This window comes from Lentzea guizhouensis (genome assembly GCF_001701025.1).
In the GTDB taxonomy this organism is placed as follows: domain Bacteria; phylum Actinomycetota; class Actinomycetes; order Mycobacteriales; family Pseudonocardiaceae; genus Lentzea; species Lentzea guizhouensis.
Map to the genome: position 1 here is coordinate 3,010,174 of NZ_CP016793.1, position 14,002 is coordinate 3,024,175.

General features: G+C 68.8%; 17 protein-coding genes and 1 pseudogene. 13 read left to right on the forward strand and 5 right to left on the reverse strand.

Translation table 11 applies throughout. The annotated features are described in order from the left end of the window. Window positions 1-46 precede the first annotated feature (46 nt). Genes BBK82_RS15010 through BBK82_RS15020 form a run of 3 tightly spaced genes read left to right on the forward strand, consistent with a single transcriptional unit; the run spans window position 47 to window position 1,958 of the window. Window positions 47-574, forward strand: a complete 528-nt coding sequence (locus tag BBK82_RS15010; RefSeq protein ID WP_065915575.1) for a TetR/AcrR family transcriptional regulator — start codon at window positions 47-49, stop codon at window positions 572-574. After that, window positions 575-1,054, forward strand: coding sequence for a pyridoxamine 5'-phosphate oxidase family protein (locus BBK82_RS15015; RefSeq protein WP_065915576.1), 480 nt, complete (start codon window positions 575-577; stop codon window positions 1,052-1,054). It begins immediately after the preceding gene. Next, window positions 1,038-1,958, forward strand: coding sequence for an SDR family oxidoreductase (locus BBK82_RS15020; RefSeq protein ID WP_237048201.1), 921 nt, complete (start codon window positions 1,038-1,040; stop codon window positions 1,956-1,958). The genes BBK82_RS15015 and BBK82_RS15020 overlap by 17 nt, the downstream gene beginning before the upstream one ends. Window positions 1,959-1,962: 4 nt before the next feature. On the opposite strand, the gene BBK82_RS15025 is transcribed toward BBK82_RS15020, so the two are convergent. Together BBK82_RS15025 and BBK82_RS15030 are read right to left on the reverse strand one after the other, a co-directional pair. Then, window positions 1,963-2,619 carry a response regulator gene (locus BBK82_RS15025; protein WP_065915577.1) on the reverse strand — a complete coding sequence of 219 codons (657 nt, stop codon included), beginning with the start codon at window positions 2,617-2,619 and terminating at the stop codon, window positions 1,963-1,965. 9 nt (window positions 2,620-2,628) lie between these two features. Continuing rightward, window positions 2,629-3,807 (reverse strand): sensor histidine kinase, encoded by a 1,179-nt coding sequence (locus BBK82_RS15030; RefSeq protein ID WP_418287490.1) that lies wholly within the window; start codon window positions 3,805-3,807, stop codon window positions 2,629-2,631. Between the two features lie 166 nt (window positions 3,808-3,973). Here BBK82_RS15030 and BBK82_RS15035 point away from each other — a divergent pair, with 166 nt between their 5' ends. Then, a complete protein-coding gene (locus BBK82_RS15035) occupies window positions 3,974-4,603 on the forward strand; it encodes a hypothetical protein (RefSeq protein ID WP_154697323.1) in 630 nt (209 codons plus the stop codon). Beyond that, on the forward strand, window positions 4,600-4,968 hold the full coding sequence (locus BBK82_RS15040) for a GntR family transcriptional regulator (RefSeq protein ID WP_065915579.1): 369 nt from the start codon (window positions 4,600-4,602) through the stop codon (window positions 4,966-4,968). The genes BBK82_RS15035 and BBK82_RS15040 overlap by 4 nt, the downstream gene beginning before the upstream one ends. Here the strand turns inward: BBK82_RS15040 and BBK82_RS15045 are convergent. Next, entirely contained in the window at window positions 4,953-5,390 is a 438-nt protein-coding gene (locus BBK82_RS15045; protein WP_065915580.1) for a hypothetical protein, read from the reverse strand. The two genes, BBK82_RS15040 and BBK82_RS15045, sit on opposite strands and share 16 nt — an antisense overlap. A gap of 52 nt (window positions 5,391-5,442) precedes the next feature. On the opposite strand from BBK82_RS15045, the gene BBK82_RS15050 reads away from it, so the two are divergent. The 3 genes from BBK82_RS15050 to BBK82_RS15060 are packed head-to-tail and all read left to right on the forward strand — an operon-like array spanning window position 5,443 to window position 9,124. Further along, window positions 5,443-6,945 (forward strand): dynamin family protein, encoded by a 1,503-nt coding sequence (locus BBK82_RS15050; RefSeq protein ID WP_065921080.1) that lies wholly within the window; start codon window positions 5,443-5,445, stop codon window positions 6,943-6,945. Continuing rightward, on the forward strand, window positions 6,942-7,307 hold the full coding sequence (gene grpE / locus BBK82_RS15055) for a nucleotide exchange factor GrpE (protein ID WP_154697324.1): 366 nt from the start codon (window positions 6,942-6,944) through the stop codon (window positions 7,305-7,307). Before BBK82_RS15050 ends, grpE begins: the two co-directional genes overlap by 4 nt. Then, window positions 7,304-9,124 carry a dynamin family protein gene (locus BBK82_RS15060; protein WP_065915581.1) on the forward strand — a complete coding sequence of 607 codons (1,821 nt, stop codon included), beginning with the start codon at window positions 7,304-7,306 and terminating at the stop codon, window positions 9,122-9,124. The genes grpE and BBK82_RS15060 overlap by 4 nt, the downstream gene beginning before the upstream one ends. On the opposite strand, the gene BBK82_RS15065 is transcribed toward BBK82_RS15060, so the two are convergent. After that, entirely contained in the window at window positions 9,121-9,330 is a 210-nt protein-coding gene (locus tag BBK82_RS15065; protein ID WP_065915582.1) for an Imm32 family immunity protein, read from the reverse strand. The genes BBK82_RS15060 and BBK82_RS15065 overlap by 4 nt on opposite strands. Beyond that, a complete protein-coding gene (locus BBK82_RS15070; protein ID WP_154697325.1) occupies window positions 9,327-9,665 on the reverse strand; it encodes a hypothetical protein in 339 nt (112 codons plus the stop codon). The genes BBK82_RS15065 and BBK82_RS15070 overlap by 4 nt, the downstream gene beginning before the upstream one ends. A 289-nt stretch (window positions 9,666-9,954) precedes the next feature. On the opposite strand from BBK82_RS15070, the gene BBK82_RS50220 reads away from it, so the two are divergent. The 5 genes and pseudogenes from BBK82_RS50220 (at window position 9,955) to BBK82_RS15090 (ending at window position 13,909) form a co-directional block, all read left to right on the forward strand. After that, on the forward strand, window positions 9,955-10,167 hold the full coding sequence (locus tag BBK82_RS50220; protein ID WP_154697326.1) for a hypothetical protein: 213 nt from the start codon (window positions 9,955-9,957) through the stop codon (window positions 10,165-10,167). A gap of 65 nt (window positions 10,168-10,232) precedes the next feature. Further along, a pseudogene (locus BBK82_RS54075) lies at window positions 10,233-10,439 on the forward strand (sigma factor-like helix-turn-helix DNA-binding protein); the annotation flags it as partial. Window positions 10,440-10,783: 344 nt separating this feature from the next. Further along, window positions 10,784-11,470, forward strand: a complete 687-nt coding sequence (locus tag BBK82_RS15080) for a DUF6802 family protein (protein ID WP_065915585.1) — start codon at window positions 10,784-10,786, stop codon at window positions 11,468-11,470. Window positions 11,471-11,772: 302 nt separating this feature from the next. After that, the gene (locus BBK82_RS15085; RefSeq protein ID WP_065915586.1) at window positions 11,773-13,584 is read left to right on the forward strand and encodes a phosphoenolpyruvate carboxykinase (GTP); all 1,812 of its coding nucleotides are present in this window, start codon (window positions 11,773-11,775) and stop codon (window positions 13,582-13,584) included. A 115-nt stretch (window positions 13,585-13,699) separates the two neighbouring features. Continuing rightward, a complete protein-coding gene (locus tag BBK82_RS15090; protein WP_065915587.1) occupies window positions 13,700-13,909 on the forward strand; it encodes a hypothetical protein in 210 nt (69 codons plus the stop codon). Window positions 13,910-14,002: the final 93 nt, after the last annotated feature.

Sequence of the window (14,002 nt, forward strand, 5' to 3'; positions counted from 1 at the left end):
GGAGCCACCCTATGCGAAGGTTAGTGAATTGTGGTTCACTAATGCCGTGGCACGGCCCCGCACCATCTCCGACGAACGCATCCTGGATGCGACCGCAAGGGTCATCGACCGGCGTGGACCGGAGTTCACGGTGGCGGACGTCGCGGCGGAGGCGGGGGTGTCGGTCGGCGCGGTGGCCAAGCGGTTCGGGTCGAAGAGCGGGTTGCTGCAGGCGCTCACCAGGGCCGGCACCGAGGAGGTCGTCCGCCGGATGCGCGCGGCCGGGTCGGTCCGGGCGGCGCTGCTGACGTGGTTCGACCGGCTGGCCGACCCGGTCGTGGCGACGAACAACCTGGCCCAGCTGGGGGTCGACCTGATCGACCCGGAGCTGCGGGCGTTGCTGGCCAGGCACTACGCGGTGCTGGAGGCCGAGCTGGAGGTCCTGTGCGCGGCCGAGGGGCTGCCACCGAACGCGGCGCGCGTGCTGGCCGCGCTGGTGTACGGGATCTCGATGGACTGGTCGGTGCGACCGCGGGGGGAATTGTTGGCACGCACGGAGGAAGACGTCGACCTGGTGTTGAAGGGGATGCGCTGAATGGCAACCTGGGCGGAGTTCGCGGCTGAGGAGCCCGAGCTGGCCGCGTTCGTGGAGGGCCGGTTCGCCGCTGACCGGCACGCGTTGATCGCCACCCTGCGCAAGGACGGCGCGCCGCGGATCAGTGGTGTGGAACCGGACTTCGCGCACGGGCAGCTGTGGGCCGGCATGATGCCCGGCTCGCTGAAGTCCCGCGACCTGCAGCGGGATCCGCGGTTCTCGTTGCACTGCACGACCACGGTCGCCTCGATGACCGAGGCCGGTGACGCGAAGGTCAGCGGCACCGCGGAGTTCTGGACCGACAAGGAGCAGTACCTGAAGGACCTGTACGAGCGCACGGAGTGGCAGCCGGAGCCGGAGGAGCTGGACCTGTTCCGGTTCGACGTCACCGAGGTCGTGTCGCTCATCGTCCAGGGCGACGGGATGGTCGTCCTGTCCTGGCACGAGGGAAGGGGAACTCGTCGTGTCGAGAAGAAGTGAACCCGATCTGAGCGGCAAGGTCGCCGTCGTCACCGGCGCCACGCGCGGTGCCGGCCGGGCGATCGCGGTCGAGCTGGGAGCGGCCGGGGCGACGGTGTTCGTCGCCGGCCGTACCACGCGCACGCAGCAGTCGGAGATCGGGCGGTCGGAGACGATCGAGGACACCGCGGAGCTCGTCGACGCCGCCGGTGGCAAGGGGATCCCGGTCCGGTGCGACCTGACCAGTCCGTCCGATGTGGACGAACTGGCGGCGCGCATCGACCGGCTCGACATCTTCATCGACAACGCCTGGGGTGGCGAGAACCTCGTCGAGTGGGGCAAGTTCTGGGAGCACGACCTCGACCGGCAGCTGCGCATGTGGCGCAACGGGGTCGAGACGCACCTCGTCGCGATCCACAAGCTGATGCCGCTGGTGCTCAAGTCCGACGACGGGCTCGTGGTCGAGGTGACCGACGGCGAGGACGGCGACGCGTACTTCGTGAACCTGCCGTACGACGCCGTGAAGAGCTCGGTTCGGCGGTTCGGCGAGGTGCTGGCCAAGGACCTGAAGGACCACCCGAACGTGACGGCGCTCGCCGCCACCCCGGGGTTCCTGCGGTCCGAGCAGATGCTGGAGGGCTTCGGCGTCACCGAGGAGAACTGGCGTGACGCGATCAAGGACGTGCCGGACTACGCGTTGTCCGAGACACCGCACTACCTCGGTCGCGGCCTCGCGCACCTGGCGGCCGACGAGAACCGCGGCCGGTTCGCCGGGCAGTGCCTGTCGTCGTGGAAGCTCAAGCGCGAGTACGGCTTCACCGACCTCGACGGCTCCCAGCCCGACTGGGGCCGCTGGTACGACGAGGTGGTGAAGCCGCGGATGGCCGGGCAGACCGTGGACGCGGATCCGGAGGACTACCGCTGACGCATCACGCGTCACCGGGGCGGACGAGACCGGTCTCGTAGGCCAGCACCACGGCCTGCACCCGGTCTCGCAGCTCCAGCTTCGCGAGGATCCGGCCGACGTGCGTCTTCACCGTCGCCTCCGACAGGAAGAGCTTGCGCGCGATCTCCGTGTTGGACAGGCCCTTCGCGATCAGCACGAGGACCTCGCGCTCGCGTTCGGTCAGCACGTCCAGCACGGTCGCGTCGCGCAGCTCACCGCCGCCGTCGCCGAGGAACCGGCCGAGCAGCCGCTTCGTGACCGACGGCGAGACCACCGCGTCACCGGACGCGACGGCCCGCAGCGCGGAGACCAGGTCACCGGGCGGCGTGTCCTTCAGCAGGAAGCCGCTGGCGCCGTTGCGCAGCGCGGAGAGCGCGTACTCGTCCATGTCGAACGTGGTCATGACGAGCACCTTGGCCGTGTCGGCCTCGGTGATGCGCTTGGTCGCCTCGACCCCGTCCAGCACGGGCATGCGGACGTCCATCAGCACGACGTCGGGCCGCAGCTTGTCGGCCATCTGCACGGCGTCCAAGCCGTCGGCGGCCTCGCCGATGACGTCGATGTCCTCCTGCGCCCCCAGCACCATGCGGAAGCCCATGCGCATGAGTTCCTGGTCGTCGACCAGCAGCACCCGAATCACGTGATCACCCTATGCGGCGAGCGGGAAGACCGCGCGGACGCGCCAGCCACCACCGGGGTTGGGGCCCGCCTCGAACTCTCCGCCCAGCACCGCTGCCCTTTCCCTCATGCCGATCAGTCCGTTGCCGCCGGACACCTTGACCACGTCGTGCGGCGTGCCGAAGCCGTCGTCGACGACCTCCAGGTGCAGCTGCTCCTGCGTGCGGGCCAGCCGGACGGTCGCCGTCGTGCCGGTGCCCGCGTGCTTGATCGTGTTCGTCAGCGCTTCCTGCACGATCCGGTAGATGCTCAGGCCCACACCGGCGGGCAGGTCGTCGACGTCACCGGTGATCTCCAGGCGGACCGGCACACCGGCCGCGCGGGTGTTCTCGGCGAGCTCGACCACGCCTCGCACGTCAGGCTGCGGTTCCCACTGCGTCTCGGCGTCCTCGCTGCGCAGCACGCCCAGCAGCCGGCGCATCTCGGTCAACGCGAGCCGGCCCGTCTCCGCGATGGTGCGCACCGCGTTCTCCGCGACCTCCGGCTGCTTGCGGATCGTGTAGGCGGCGCCGTCGGCGTGGACGATCATGACGCTGACCGCGTGCGCGACCACGTCGTGCAGCTCGCGGGCGATCCTGGACCGCTCCTCGCCGACCGCGATCTTCGCCTGCTGGTCGCGTTCGGTCTCCAGCAGCTTGAGCCGTTGCTCCAGCTCGCTCTGGTAGGCCCGGCGGGCGCCGACGAACTCGCCCATCGCCCAGCTGAACCCGAAGATCACGAAGACCATGAACACCAGGAAGACGGCCTGGACCTCGCCGATCTGGAAGATCGCCCAGAGCAGCGTGCCCGCGACGAGCCAGGCCGAGTAGATCAGCCCCGACTTGCGGCCCACGTACGCGACCATCGTGTACAGCGCCACGGCCAGCGCGAAGTCGGCCATCCGCACCGGCAGGCCGTTCTCCCAGCCGCCGTGGGTGAACAGCTGCAGGAAGCCGCCCGCGAGGATCAGGTAGCTGGTGCCGACCGGGTGGTAGCGGCGGAACGGCAGCGGGCCGAGCAGTAAGAGCGTGACGGCGAGGAACGAGGAGACGGACAGGCCGCGGTCGACGCCCGCGATGCCCACCGCCAGGTCGAACAACAGCAAGATCCCGGCGATCAGGGAGTCCCCGAACGCCGGGTGAGCCTTCATCCACAGGCTGAACCGCCGCACCGGACAAGGTTAGGTGCGGGTCGAACTTCCGCGCGTCGCGCCACGGGCTGACCTCGCGTCCTACTCCGGTGTGAGTTATTGTATCGAGTAGTTGGTACAAAGTTCGGGGGAACTCGTGCCGGAGTCGAGCATCTGGTTCCAGCTGGCCATCGCCATAGGTGTCGGCTTGGTCCTCTTGGTGACGTTGTGGCCGGTGGAGAGCAACGGCCGGCGTTTGCTGAAGAAGTGGGGGCTGCCGGAACCCACCGAGCAGCAGGTCGTGGAGGCGGTCCGGTACCTCAAGCGCCGTCGGCTGCTCTACCCATGGCTCTACGCGGTGTTGTTGTTCGTGCCGAGGTGGGGCGACGACGTCGACCAGTTCATGGTCGTCGTGCTCGCGGGCACCCTGCTCGCCGAGTTGCTGGCACTGCGGCCACGCCTTGGCACTCGCCGGGAGGCGACGCTCACGCCGCGCGGGTTGTTCGACATCGCGTCGAAGTGGGTGCTGCTCACCTACGCGGTGTTCGTGGCGGCTGCCGTCGTCCGCCTCGTGGTCGACCCGCGGTGGACCACGTTCGCCTGGTTCGCGGGCTCGGCGCTTGCGGTCGGGCTGATCGTCTGGGCGGCCGTCACCCGGCCCGCCGACGGTGACCACGCCGTCGACACGGCGTTGCGCACCCGCAGCGTGCACGTCGCGACGGGGCTCGGTGCGGCTGTCATCGGTGGCCTGGTCCACCCCTTGGCCGGGATCGCCGGTCTGGTGGCGTGGGCGATGATGGCGAACACGAAGCCGAAGTCGGCGAAGATCGTCAGGTGACCGCTCCCCGCATCGTCGTCGACGTCGACAACGGCGTCCCGCCCTGGCGTCAGGTGCGCGACCAGCTCGTGCTGCTGATCAGCGGCGGGGTGCTGCCGGTCGGCACGCGGCTGCCGACGATCCGGCAGCTGGCCGCGGACCTCGGGCTGGCGGCCGGCACGGTCGCGCGGGCGTACCGGGAGCTGGAGACCGGCGGCGTGCTCACGACAGGACGAAGGCAGGGCACCGTGGTGGCTGCCCTGCCTTCGCATGCACCGGATCCGCTCGCCGCTGCCGCTGCTGAGTTCGTCGCGGTTGCCCGGTCTCTCGGCGCCAGCGAGGGGGAGGCACTGGACGCCGTTCGCGCGCTCTACAGCGTGGAGTGAGGCGATTCGATCTTCGGTGCGGGTCGCGGTTCGCTCACATGTGCGTGGCGTTCTTCGTAGATCCGGTGCTCTTCGGCCATCTGGTCCGCGAGCTGTTGCTGCATCTGGCGATCCCTGATCCTGGCCAGGATCGCCATCGTGACGCCGTGGGCGAGTGCCAGGAGCAGCAGCACGACACCAAGCTTCACGACCACGTTCTTCACCGTGTCACCGGTGTCGACGTTGATGATCGACACCAGTGCGAGCAGGCCGAGCACGACGAGGTGGAACAGGACCGCCGTCAGCTTCATCATGCCGCCGGCCTGGTCCTCGTCGTACGCAGCGCGCCTCAGATATTCCTTGCCACTGCGGTAGATCAGCTGGCCGTCAACGACGACCAGGACGATCCCCAGCACCAGGAACGTCACGTAGCTGTCACCCATGAGCTGTGGCTACCCGCGCACGCACGTGCACAAACCGTGGCACCATTCGGCCGTGACGGCGTTGCAGGGACAACAACTGGCCGGACCGCTGTGCGCGGCGGTGGCCCACCTTTGTGCCGCCCTGCAACAGCAGGTCTCGCCCGCCACGGCCGCAGGGTTCCAGGAGGTGCTGCGGCGGTTGCACGCGCCGTTGCAGGTCGCCGTGGCCGGCCGGATCAAGTCCGGCAAGTCGACGTTGGTCAACGCTCTGATCGGACGCAGGGTCGCGCCCACGGACGTCGGTGAGTGCACCCGGCTCGTGACGCGGTACCAGTACGGCACGGTCGACCGGATCGAAGTGGTGCTGCAGGACGGGCGGCGGCAGGTGCTGCCGTTCGACGCGTCCGGCATGATCCCCGCTTCTCTCGGCCTGGACGGCGTTTCGCACATCGAGGCCTATCTGACGAACGCCGTGCTGCGCGACTTCACGGTCATCGACACGCCAGGCCTCGGCTCGCTGGACGCGGCGTCGGTCGCGCGGACCGAGGAGCTGCTGGACCCGGTGTCGCGCAGCGCGGTCGCGGGTGCCGAGGCGGTGCTGTACGTCGTCACACAAGGCGTGCGGGCCGACGACCACCAGACACTGGCGGCGTTCACGGCGGCCACCGCGTCGCGTGAGGCCGGGCCGGTCAACGCGGTGGCGGCGTTGAACAAGGTCGACGCCGTGGCACCGGAGTCGGTCGCGGGCTCGGACGGCGACGTGTGGCGTGCGGCGGAGATCCTGGCGGCGAAGCAGGCGGAGCTGCTGAAGCCGCGGGTGGCCGACGTGCTGCCGGTGATCAGCCTGCTCGCCGAGTCCGCGGAGACCGGGGAGTTCACGTCGGCGGACGCGGACGCCTTGCGGCGGTTGGCGGCGCTCGACGCGGACACCCGCTCGATGATGCTGATGTCCGGTGACCTCTTCACGTCGTGGGAGTGCGACGTGCCGGCCGGCGTGCGGTCGCGGTTGCTGGAGAAGCTCGACCTGTACGGCATCGGGCGCGCGGTCGCGGCGCTGGACGCCGAACCCGGACTGACCGCCGGTGCGCTGCGGCGGGTGCTGTTCGACGCGTCGGGGTTCGCTGCCGTGCGAGCGCGGCTCGACGCGGTGTTCCGCGCGCGTGCCGACGGGATCAAGGCGGCGGCCGCGCTGGCGTCGATCACGTCGCTGGCCGCCGGTGAGCCCGGCGAACGGCAGCGCGTGCACGACGCGATCGAGGTGCTGCTGGCTCGTCCGGAAGCGCACCAGCTGCGGTTGCTGGAGGCGTTGACGCTGGTCTCGTCGGGCGCGGTGACGCTGGCGCCGGACCTGACCGAGGAGGTGCTGCGCGTCGGCAGCACCCCCGACCTGCCGGGACAGCTGGGACTGGCCGGCCGGCCGGTCGGCCAGCTGCAGGCACACGCGCTGGAACGGGCCGGCTGGTGGCGTTCGTTCGCCTCCTTCGGCGCGACACCGGCGCAGGCCCGGGTGGCGCACGTCGTGCACCGGGCGTATTTCCTCATCTGGCAGCAACTACGTGCTGGGGGGCACCGATGAGCATGAGTGGAACCGAGCCGACGGGCGTGACGTCGGACAACGGTGTGGAGACCATTGCCGACGAGCTGCTCGACCAGGCGCTGGCCGAACGCCGCGCGCTGGTGCAGCTCTGCCTGTACGCGCTCGACCGCGCGAGCTCTGGCGTGGTGGAACGCATCGAGGAAGGTCTGTCGTCGATAGGGGTGGTCGCGATGCGCGTGGACGGCCAGCGCTTCGACCCCGCCCAGCACGAGGCGGGCGGCACCGTGCCGACCGACGACATGTCGCTGCTGGGCCTGGTCGCCGAGACCGAGGTCCCCGGCTTCTGCGACCGCGGCCGCGTCCTGCGCGCCCCGATCGTGACGGTCTACACGCCCCGATGAGCAACCTCCCGCAGACGGTCCGCGCGACCCGCGAACGCCTCACGGCGCTGGTCCGCGACATCGACGCGTCGCTGGCCGACTGGGTCACCCGCCGCGCGGTGCAGGAGGTCTCGACCGTGGTGGTCGTCGGCGAGACGAACCGCGGCAAGTCCTCACTGGTCAACGCCCTGCTCGCGACGCCGGGCCTGTCCCCGGTCGACGCCGACGTGGCCACCTCGACCTACCTGGTCTTCCAGCACGGCCCCGGCTGGGCCGCCCGCGCCTGCTACCCCGGCGTGCTCGCCCCGGTCTCGTTCCCGCTGCCCGCGTTGATCAACTGGGTCTCCGCCGCCCACGAGCTCCCCGACGGCGAGCTGCCACCGCGCTACGTCGAGGTCGACGCCCCGATCCCGCTGCTGTCTCGAATGTCCGTTGTGGACACTCCCGGCGTCGGCGGCCTGGAGTCCGTGCACGGTGAGCTGGCACTGGAAGCCGTCACCTCCGCCACCGCGCTGGTGTTCGTCGTCGACGCCTCTTCTCCTTTCACCCGAGGCGAGCTCGACTTCCTCAAGCGCGTCGGCGACCGCGTCGAGACCGTCGTGTTCGCGCTGACGAAGACCGACCAGTACCGCGGCTGGCGCCAGGTCCTCGACGCCGACGTCGCCCTGCTGGCCGAACACGCCCCGCGCTTCGCCGACGCCACCTGGTTCCCGGTGTCCTCCCGGATGTTCGACATGGCCGCCCAGGCCCCGAACCCGGACGCCGCCGCCATGCTCCGCGAACGCTCCGGCGTCGCCGCACTCCAGACCTCGCTGCAGGAACTCGTCGCCGGCCGCGCCGACATGCTGGCCGAGGCCAACGCCCTGCGCGCCCTGTCGACCGTGCTCGCCGAACTGTCCATCCGCCTCGAACACGACAAGCGCGCCCTGTCCGTCGGCGAGGCCGAGGCCGAGTCCCTGCGCACCCGCCGCGAGGAGCTCGTCACCGAACGCCGCTCCTCCACCCGCGGCTGGCAGGTCCGCCTGCGCGGCGAGGTCCAACGCGCCCGCGTCGAGAACTCCCACGAGATCTCCCGCCAGATGCGCGACCTCCAGACCTGGTACCGCCAGGCCATCGACACCGCCGACCGCACCGCCCTGGCCGCGTTGCCGGCTCAGGTCGACACCGCGCTCCAGGTCGTCTCCGGCCGCATCTCCACCGCCCTGTCCGTCCGCCTGGCCGCCGTCGCCGACACCGTCCTGGCCTCACTCTTCAGCCCCGACGAGCTGACGTTGATCCGCGGCCAGTTCGCCCGCGGCGAGCAACCCCCGGTCGTGTTGCGCCCCAAGGAAAAGCGCCCACCCACCGCCGAGGACAAACTGCTGGTGTTCATGGGCGTCTCCGGCGGCCTCGGCGCCGGCAAGCTCGCCGTGATGCCGTTGGCGGGCCTGGGCATCGCCGCCCTGAACCCGATCGTCCTCCCGGTGACCATCGCCCTGGGCCTGGGCGCCGGCTGGTGGATGGCCCGCACCCGCACCCACAGCGCCGAGAAGCAACACGTCAAGCAGTGGCTCTCCGACGCCATCGCCGACGCCCGCTCGATGATCGACCAACTCGCCGCCGAACAGCTCATCGAAGCCGAGCAGGCGTTGTCGCTGGCCCTGGACGAGGCACTGGCCAAGCGGATCGAGGCCATCGAGGCCGAACTGCGCGAGGTCGACAAGGCACTCCGGATGGAGGCCGGCGAACGCGGCCGCGAGCTGCAGGCCGTGACGCGGCAGCTGGCGGAGGTGGAGTCCGGCCGGGCCAAGGCGGAGGAGCTGCTGAGCCGCATCCGCCAGGTCCGCGACCGCACCTAGGCTTCGGTGACCTGCACGACCAACGGCCACGATCCCTCGGCGAGGTAGTAGTGGTCCGGGAAGTGGTCGATGTGCACGTGGTAGCCGAAGTCCGGCTCGTCGGCCAGGTCGCGCAGGACCTCACCCAGCACCGCCAGGTGCTCGGCCCCGCCGGTGACGACCAGGTCCCGGCCGACCACGTCGACCACGACCTTGCCCCCGGTCACCCGGCCTCCAGCGCCTCCAGGCACGTCGGCGCATCCACCTGGTCGTCGTCGACCTGGAAGGCCGGGTCGAGCGGCTTCAGGCGGATCTGCTGCCGGTCGTCGAGCCAGACGACCTCGAAGGTCGTGACCGTTCCCACCCGCGGCCACCGCTCAGCATCGCGCGGCAGCCACAGCACGTCGACGAAACCGTCGAAGGGCAGGTCGAGGTCGACACCGACTCCGATCACGCCCGGCCGCGGCACCCAGTCGACGGTCCCGGTGAGCTGCTGGCCGATGGAGAGGTACGCGCGGAAGCTCTCCCACCTCACCCGACGCGGTGGTCCCGGCTCGCTCACCGGCTGACCCTAACGCGACACCGGTTCACCCTGCTGGTCGTGGTGCGAGATCGAACGGACACCCCGTTACGAAACACCTCACACGACTAGTCATACCCAGTGAACAGGGATGATGCTGCGACGATGCTCTTGACGTCGGCTGTTGTCACGTGATTTGATCTGCCCTAGATCGGGCATCGCTGTGCCCGCAAGACGCCTCTGGCCCTCGCCAGGGGCTTTTTTCGTTTCTCGACCTGTTGGCCCCTGGATGCTTCCGCGCCAGGGGCTTTTGCGTGTTCGGAGGCCGCCGATGTCCCTGTCCGTGCTCGTAGTGCTAGCACTTGCCGCCTTGCTGGCGCTGCTTGTGCTCGTCTACGGCGTCGTCGTGATCGTTGCGCTGGTCCGCGCGAACCGTGATGACGTGCCCTCCGTGCTTTCCGACTGTGTCAACGTGTTCAGGGCGCTGGTGAACCGGATGCCAGGCACCCGCGCACTTGACAGACGAAGGGATGAGGAGGCATGACGCGCCGGCGGTCCAGCCAGTTCGATCCGACCGGTCGGCGAGCGGAAGCAGACGAGGTCGTGCGGCGGCTGCACGAGGTGCTCGGGACGCTCAGCGCACGTGAATCCGCTGTTCTCAGGCTCCGCTTCGGCTTGGAAAATGGTCAACCGGCGTCCTATGAGGCGATAGGGCAGATCTACGGCGTGCCCGGTGAGCGCATTCGGCAGATCGAGGTGAAGTCCATGTCCAAGCTGCGCCGTCCCGAACGTTCCCGAGCTCTGTACGACTACCTGCGCGACGAGTCTTTTCGGGTTCCGGAGCACGTTCGGCGGCGTGTGCTCGATGCCCTGGGCATCCAGGTGGCAGAGCCTCGGCCACTTGTCTTCTGCGAGCGACACGGTTGGAGCGAACCCGGTTCGGAAGCGAGAACCTGCCTGGCCTGCCCGTGCTTCGTCGCGGCTGCCGAGGAGGGTCGGCCACGCAGGTACTGCTCCGACGCCTGTCGCCAGGCCGCCTACCGCCGCCGCAAGTCCGACCGCACCTGACCGGCGACACCGGTGCAAACGGTTGGCCGTGGAACCAAACCGGCATAACGTGGGTCATACCGGTACGCAAGAGGTGTAGGAGGTGTGTCCCGGTGTACATCGACGAGAGCGGTGCGGCCGACGCCGAGCTGAAGGTCACCGTCGAGGACGAGGAGTACACCGCCGACGTCACCTTCGACCTGAACTCCGACGGCGTGAACGACTCCGCCGTGGTCGAGACGGACGACGGTGGTCACCTCGCGTTCACCGACACGAACGGCGACGGTGACGCCGATCTGATGACCACGTTCGACAAGGACGGCAATCTCCTGAGCCAGGCGCGGTTCGAGGAGAATTCCGGTGAGTGGGTTGCCGTCGACCCGGACGACAGCCCGCAACAAAAGACGAATTCCGGTGCCTCTCAGACGATTGTCGTGGACACCGACGAAGGTGAGCGAAAGGTCGGTCAGGCGACCGAGGACACCGACGGCGACGGCAAGGCCGACACCGCGGTGGTCAAGGACGACGACGGTGACACCTGGTTGTTCACGGACAAGAACGGTGACGGGCGGGCCGACGTGGCGACCGAGATCACACGGTCTGGCGAGGTCACGATGTCGGAACAGCGCGGTGACGACTGGGTCGAGGTCGAGCGCGGGCACATCGAGTCCGACGGCCGGTACGTGACCGACTCCAAGAGCGGCATTCTGGACGACTCGGACGAGTGGTTCGAGGAGGAACGGTTCGACGGGGTCGTCCGAATCGATTCCACGACGGGGCAGTGGATCAGCCCTAACTGAAGCGCAGGTCACAGGCCCCGATGTGGTGAGAACCGCATCGGGGCCTCTTGTGTTTTTCCCGCGTCACCGAAGTCTTAACGCCGTCCGAGTGCTGAATCGATTCCAGAATCGGTTTTGTGAGGGAAGCGACAGGCTGGGGGTGCGTTACCTGCCATTCACCGGGCTAACCTCGGTCCATCCCCTTCCACGTACGCCCGGCCCCACCGGGCGTCTGGAGCTATTCCCGAGGACGACGAAGTCCCGCACACCGGACGACCTACGTCCTCGGGCGGCCGAGGCGTTCAGTCAGGAGACGAGACGAGATGACGGCAGTGACCATTCCCGGTCTCGAACACGCACCTACCAACCACGCGCGTTTGCTCGCATGGGTTCAGGAAGTCGCTGAGCTGACCTGCCCCGACGAGGTTGTTTGGGCTGACGGGTCTCAGGGCGAATGGGACCGCCTCACCAAGAAGCTCGTCGACGCCGGCACGTTCGTGCCCCTCAAGAAGAAGCAGAACTCGTTCTGGGCTGCTTCGGACCCGAGCGACGTGGCTCGCGTGGAGGAGCGCACCTACATCTGTTCGGTGCGCGAGGAGGACTCGGGCGCGACGAACAACTGGATGGACCCTTCCGAGATGAAGGCCATCATGACCGAGCTCTACCGAGGCTGCATGCGTGGCCGCACGATGTACGTGATCCCGTTCTGCATGGGCCCGCTCGACGCGGAGAAGCCGATGCTGGGCGTCGAGATCACGGACTCCGAGTACGTGGTCGTCTCCATGCACATCATGACCCGCATGGGCAACAAGGCGCTGGCGCTGTTCGGTGAGGACGCCGACTACGTGCCGGCGCTGCACTCGCTCGGTGCGCCGCTCGAGCCCGGTCAGCAGGACGTGCAGTGGCCGTGCAACGAGACCAAGTACATCTCGCACTTCCCGGAGTCCCGTGAGATCTGGAGCTTCGGCTCCGGCTACGGCGGCAACGCCCTGCTCGGCAAGAAGTGCTACTCGCTGCGCATCGCGTCCGTGATGGCGCGCGACGAGGGCTGGCTCGCCGAGCACATGCTGATCCTCAAGCTCACCTCGCCGGAGAACAAGGCGTACTACATCGCCGCCGCGTTCCCGTCGGCCTGCGGCAAGACGAACCTCGCCATGCTGGAGCCGACCATCCCCGGCTGGAAGGTCGAGACGCTCGGCGACGACATCGCCTGGATGCGCTTCGGTGAGGACGGCCGTCTGTACGCGGTGAACCCGGAGAACGGCTTCTTCGGCGTCGCGCCCGGCACCGACTACCACACCAACCCGAACGCGATGCGCACCATCGCCAAGGGCAACTCGCTCTTCACTAACGTCGCGCTGACCGACGACGGCGACATCTGGTGGGAGGGCATCGGCGACGCCCCTGCTCACCTGACCTCGTGGAAGCACCAGGACTGGACGCCCGACAGCGAGGAGCTGGCGGCGCACCCGAACTCGCGCTACTGCACCCCGATCGAGCAGTGCGACATCAAGGCGCCGGAGTGGGACGACCCGAAGGGCGTGCCGATCTCGGCGATCTTCTTCGGTGGCCGTCGCGCCACGACGATCCCGCTGGTCACCGAGTCGCGCGACTGGCAGCACGGCACCTACATGGGTGCCACGCTGTCGTCGGAGACCACGGCCGCCGCAGTCGGCAAGACCGGTGTCGTGCGTCGTGACCCGATGGCGATGCTGCCGTTCATCGGCTACAACGCCGGCGACTACTTCCAGCACTGGGTCGACCTCGGCAAGCGCGCCGACGCCGACAAGCTGCCGAAGATCTTCTACGTCAACTGGTTCCGCCGCGGTGACGACAAGCGCTTCCTGTGGCCCGGGTTCGGCGAGAACTCGCGCGTGCTGAAGTGGGCCATCGAGCGCATCGAGGGCAAGGCCGCCGCTGTCGAGACCCCCATCGGCTACGTCCCGACCGCCGACGCCCTCGACCTCGAGGGCCTGGACGCGCCGATCGAGGACATCGAGGCCTCGCTCGCGTTCGACGCCGACGAGTGGCGCGCCGAGATCCCGCTGGTCGAGGAGTGGTTCGCCAAGATCGGCGAGAAGGTCCCGACCACGCTCCGCGACCAACTGGCCACCCTGAAGCAGCGCCTCGGCTAACCCCTTATCGCACGCGGGGAGCTTTCGTACGCTCAGAACGTACGAAAGCTCCCCGCGTGCGTTTTCAGCAAGTGCGGGGAGTGACGGCGGTAGCCGGGTGGGGTATCACTGACAGGTGACGCAGGACGACTTGCTCGGCGGGCTGAACTTCGACGGTTCGAAGCGCGATGTGGAGGTCGGCCCGACCACGGGCATCGTGCGCTACTACCCCGTGCCGCCCGCTCCGCCGGCCCGCACGCCGTGGTGGCGCTACACCCTCGTGTTCGTCGTCGGTCTGGTGCTGGGGACCGCTGTCGGCGTGGTCCTGTGCAGCAATTTTCTCTGAGTCAGCGCAGCTCACCGTCCATTGCGGACGAAGTTGTCCACAGGTGTGGACGGCTCTGTGCGCAGGTTGTGGATAGCTGTGGACAGCTCTGTG

Excerpts from the sequence above, each read along its gene's own strand:
- BBK82_RS15085 (WP_065915586.1), top strand. The coding sequence starts at position 11,773 with ATGACGGCAGTGACCATTCCCGGTCTCGAACACGCACCTACCAACCAC.
- BBK82_RS15060 (WP_065915581.1), top strand. The coding sequence starts at position 7,304 with ATGAGCAACCTCCCGCAGACGGTCCGCGCGACCCGCGAACGCCTCACG.
- BBK82_RS15045 (WP_065915580.1), bottom strand. The coding sequence starts at position 5,390 with ATGGGTGACAGCTACGTGACGTTCCTGGTGCTGGGGATCGTCCTGGTC.
- grpE (WP_154697324.1), top strand. The coding sequence starts at position 6,942 with ATGAGCATGAGTGGAACCGAGCCGACGGGCGTGACGTCGGACAACGGT.
- BBK82_RS15015 (WP_065915576.1), top strand. The coding sequence starts at position 575 with ATGGCAACCTGGGCGGAGTTCGCGGCTGAGGAGCCCGAGCTGGCCGCG.
- BBK82_RS50220 (WP_154697326.1), top strand. The coding sequence starts at position 9,955 with ATGTCCCTGTCCGTGCTCGTAGTGCTAGCACTTGCCGCCTTGCTGGCG.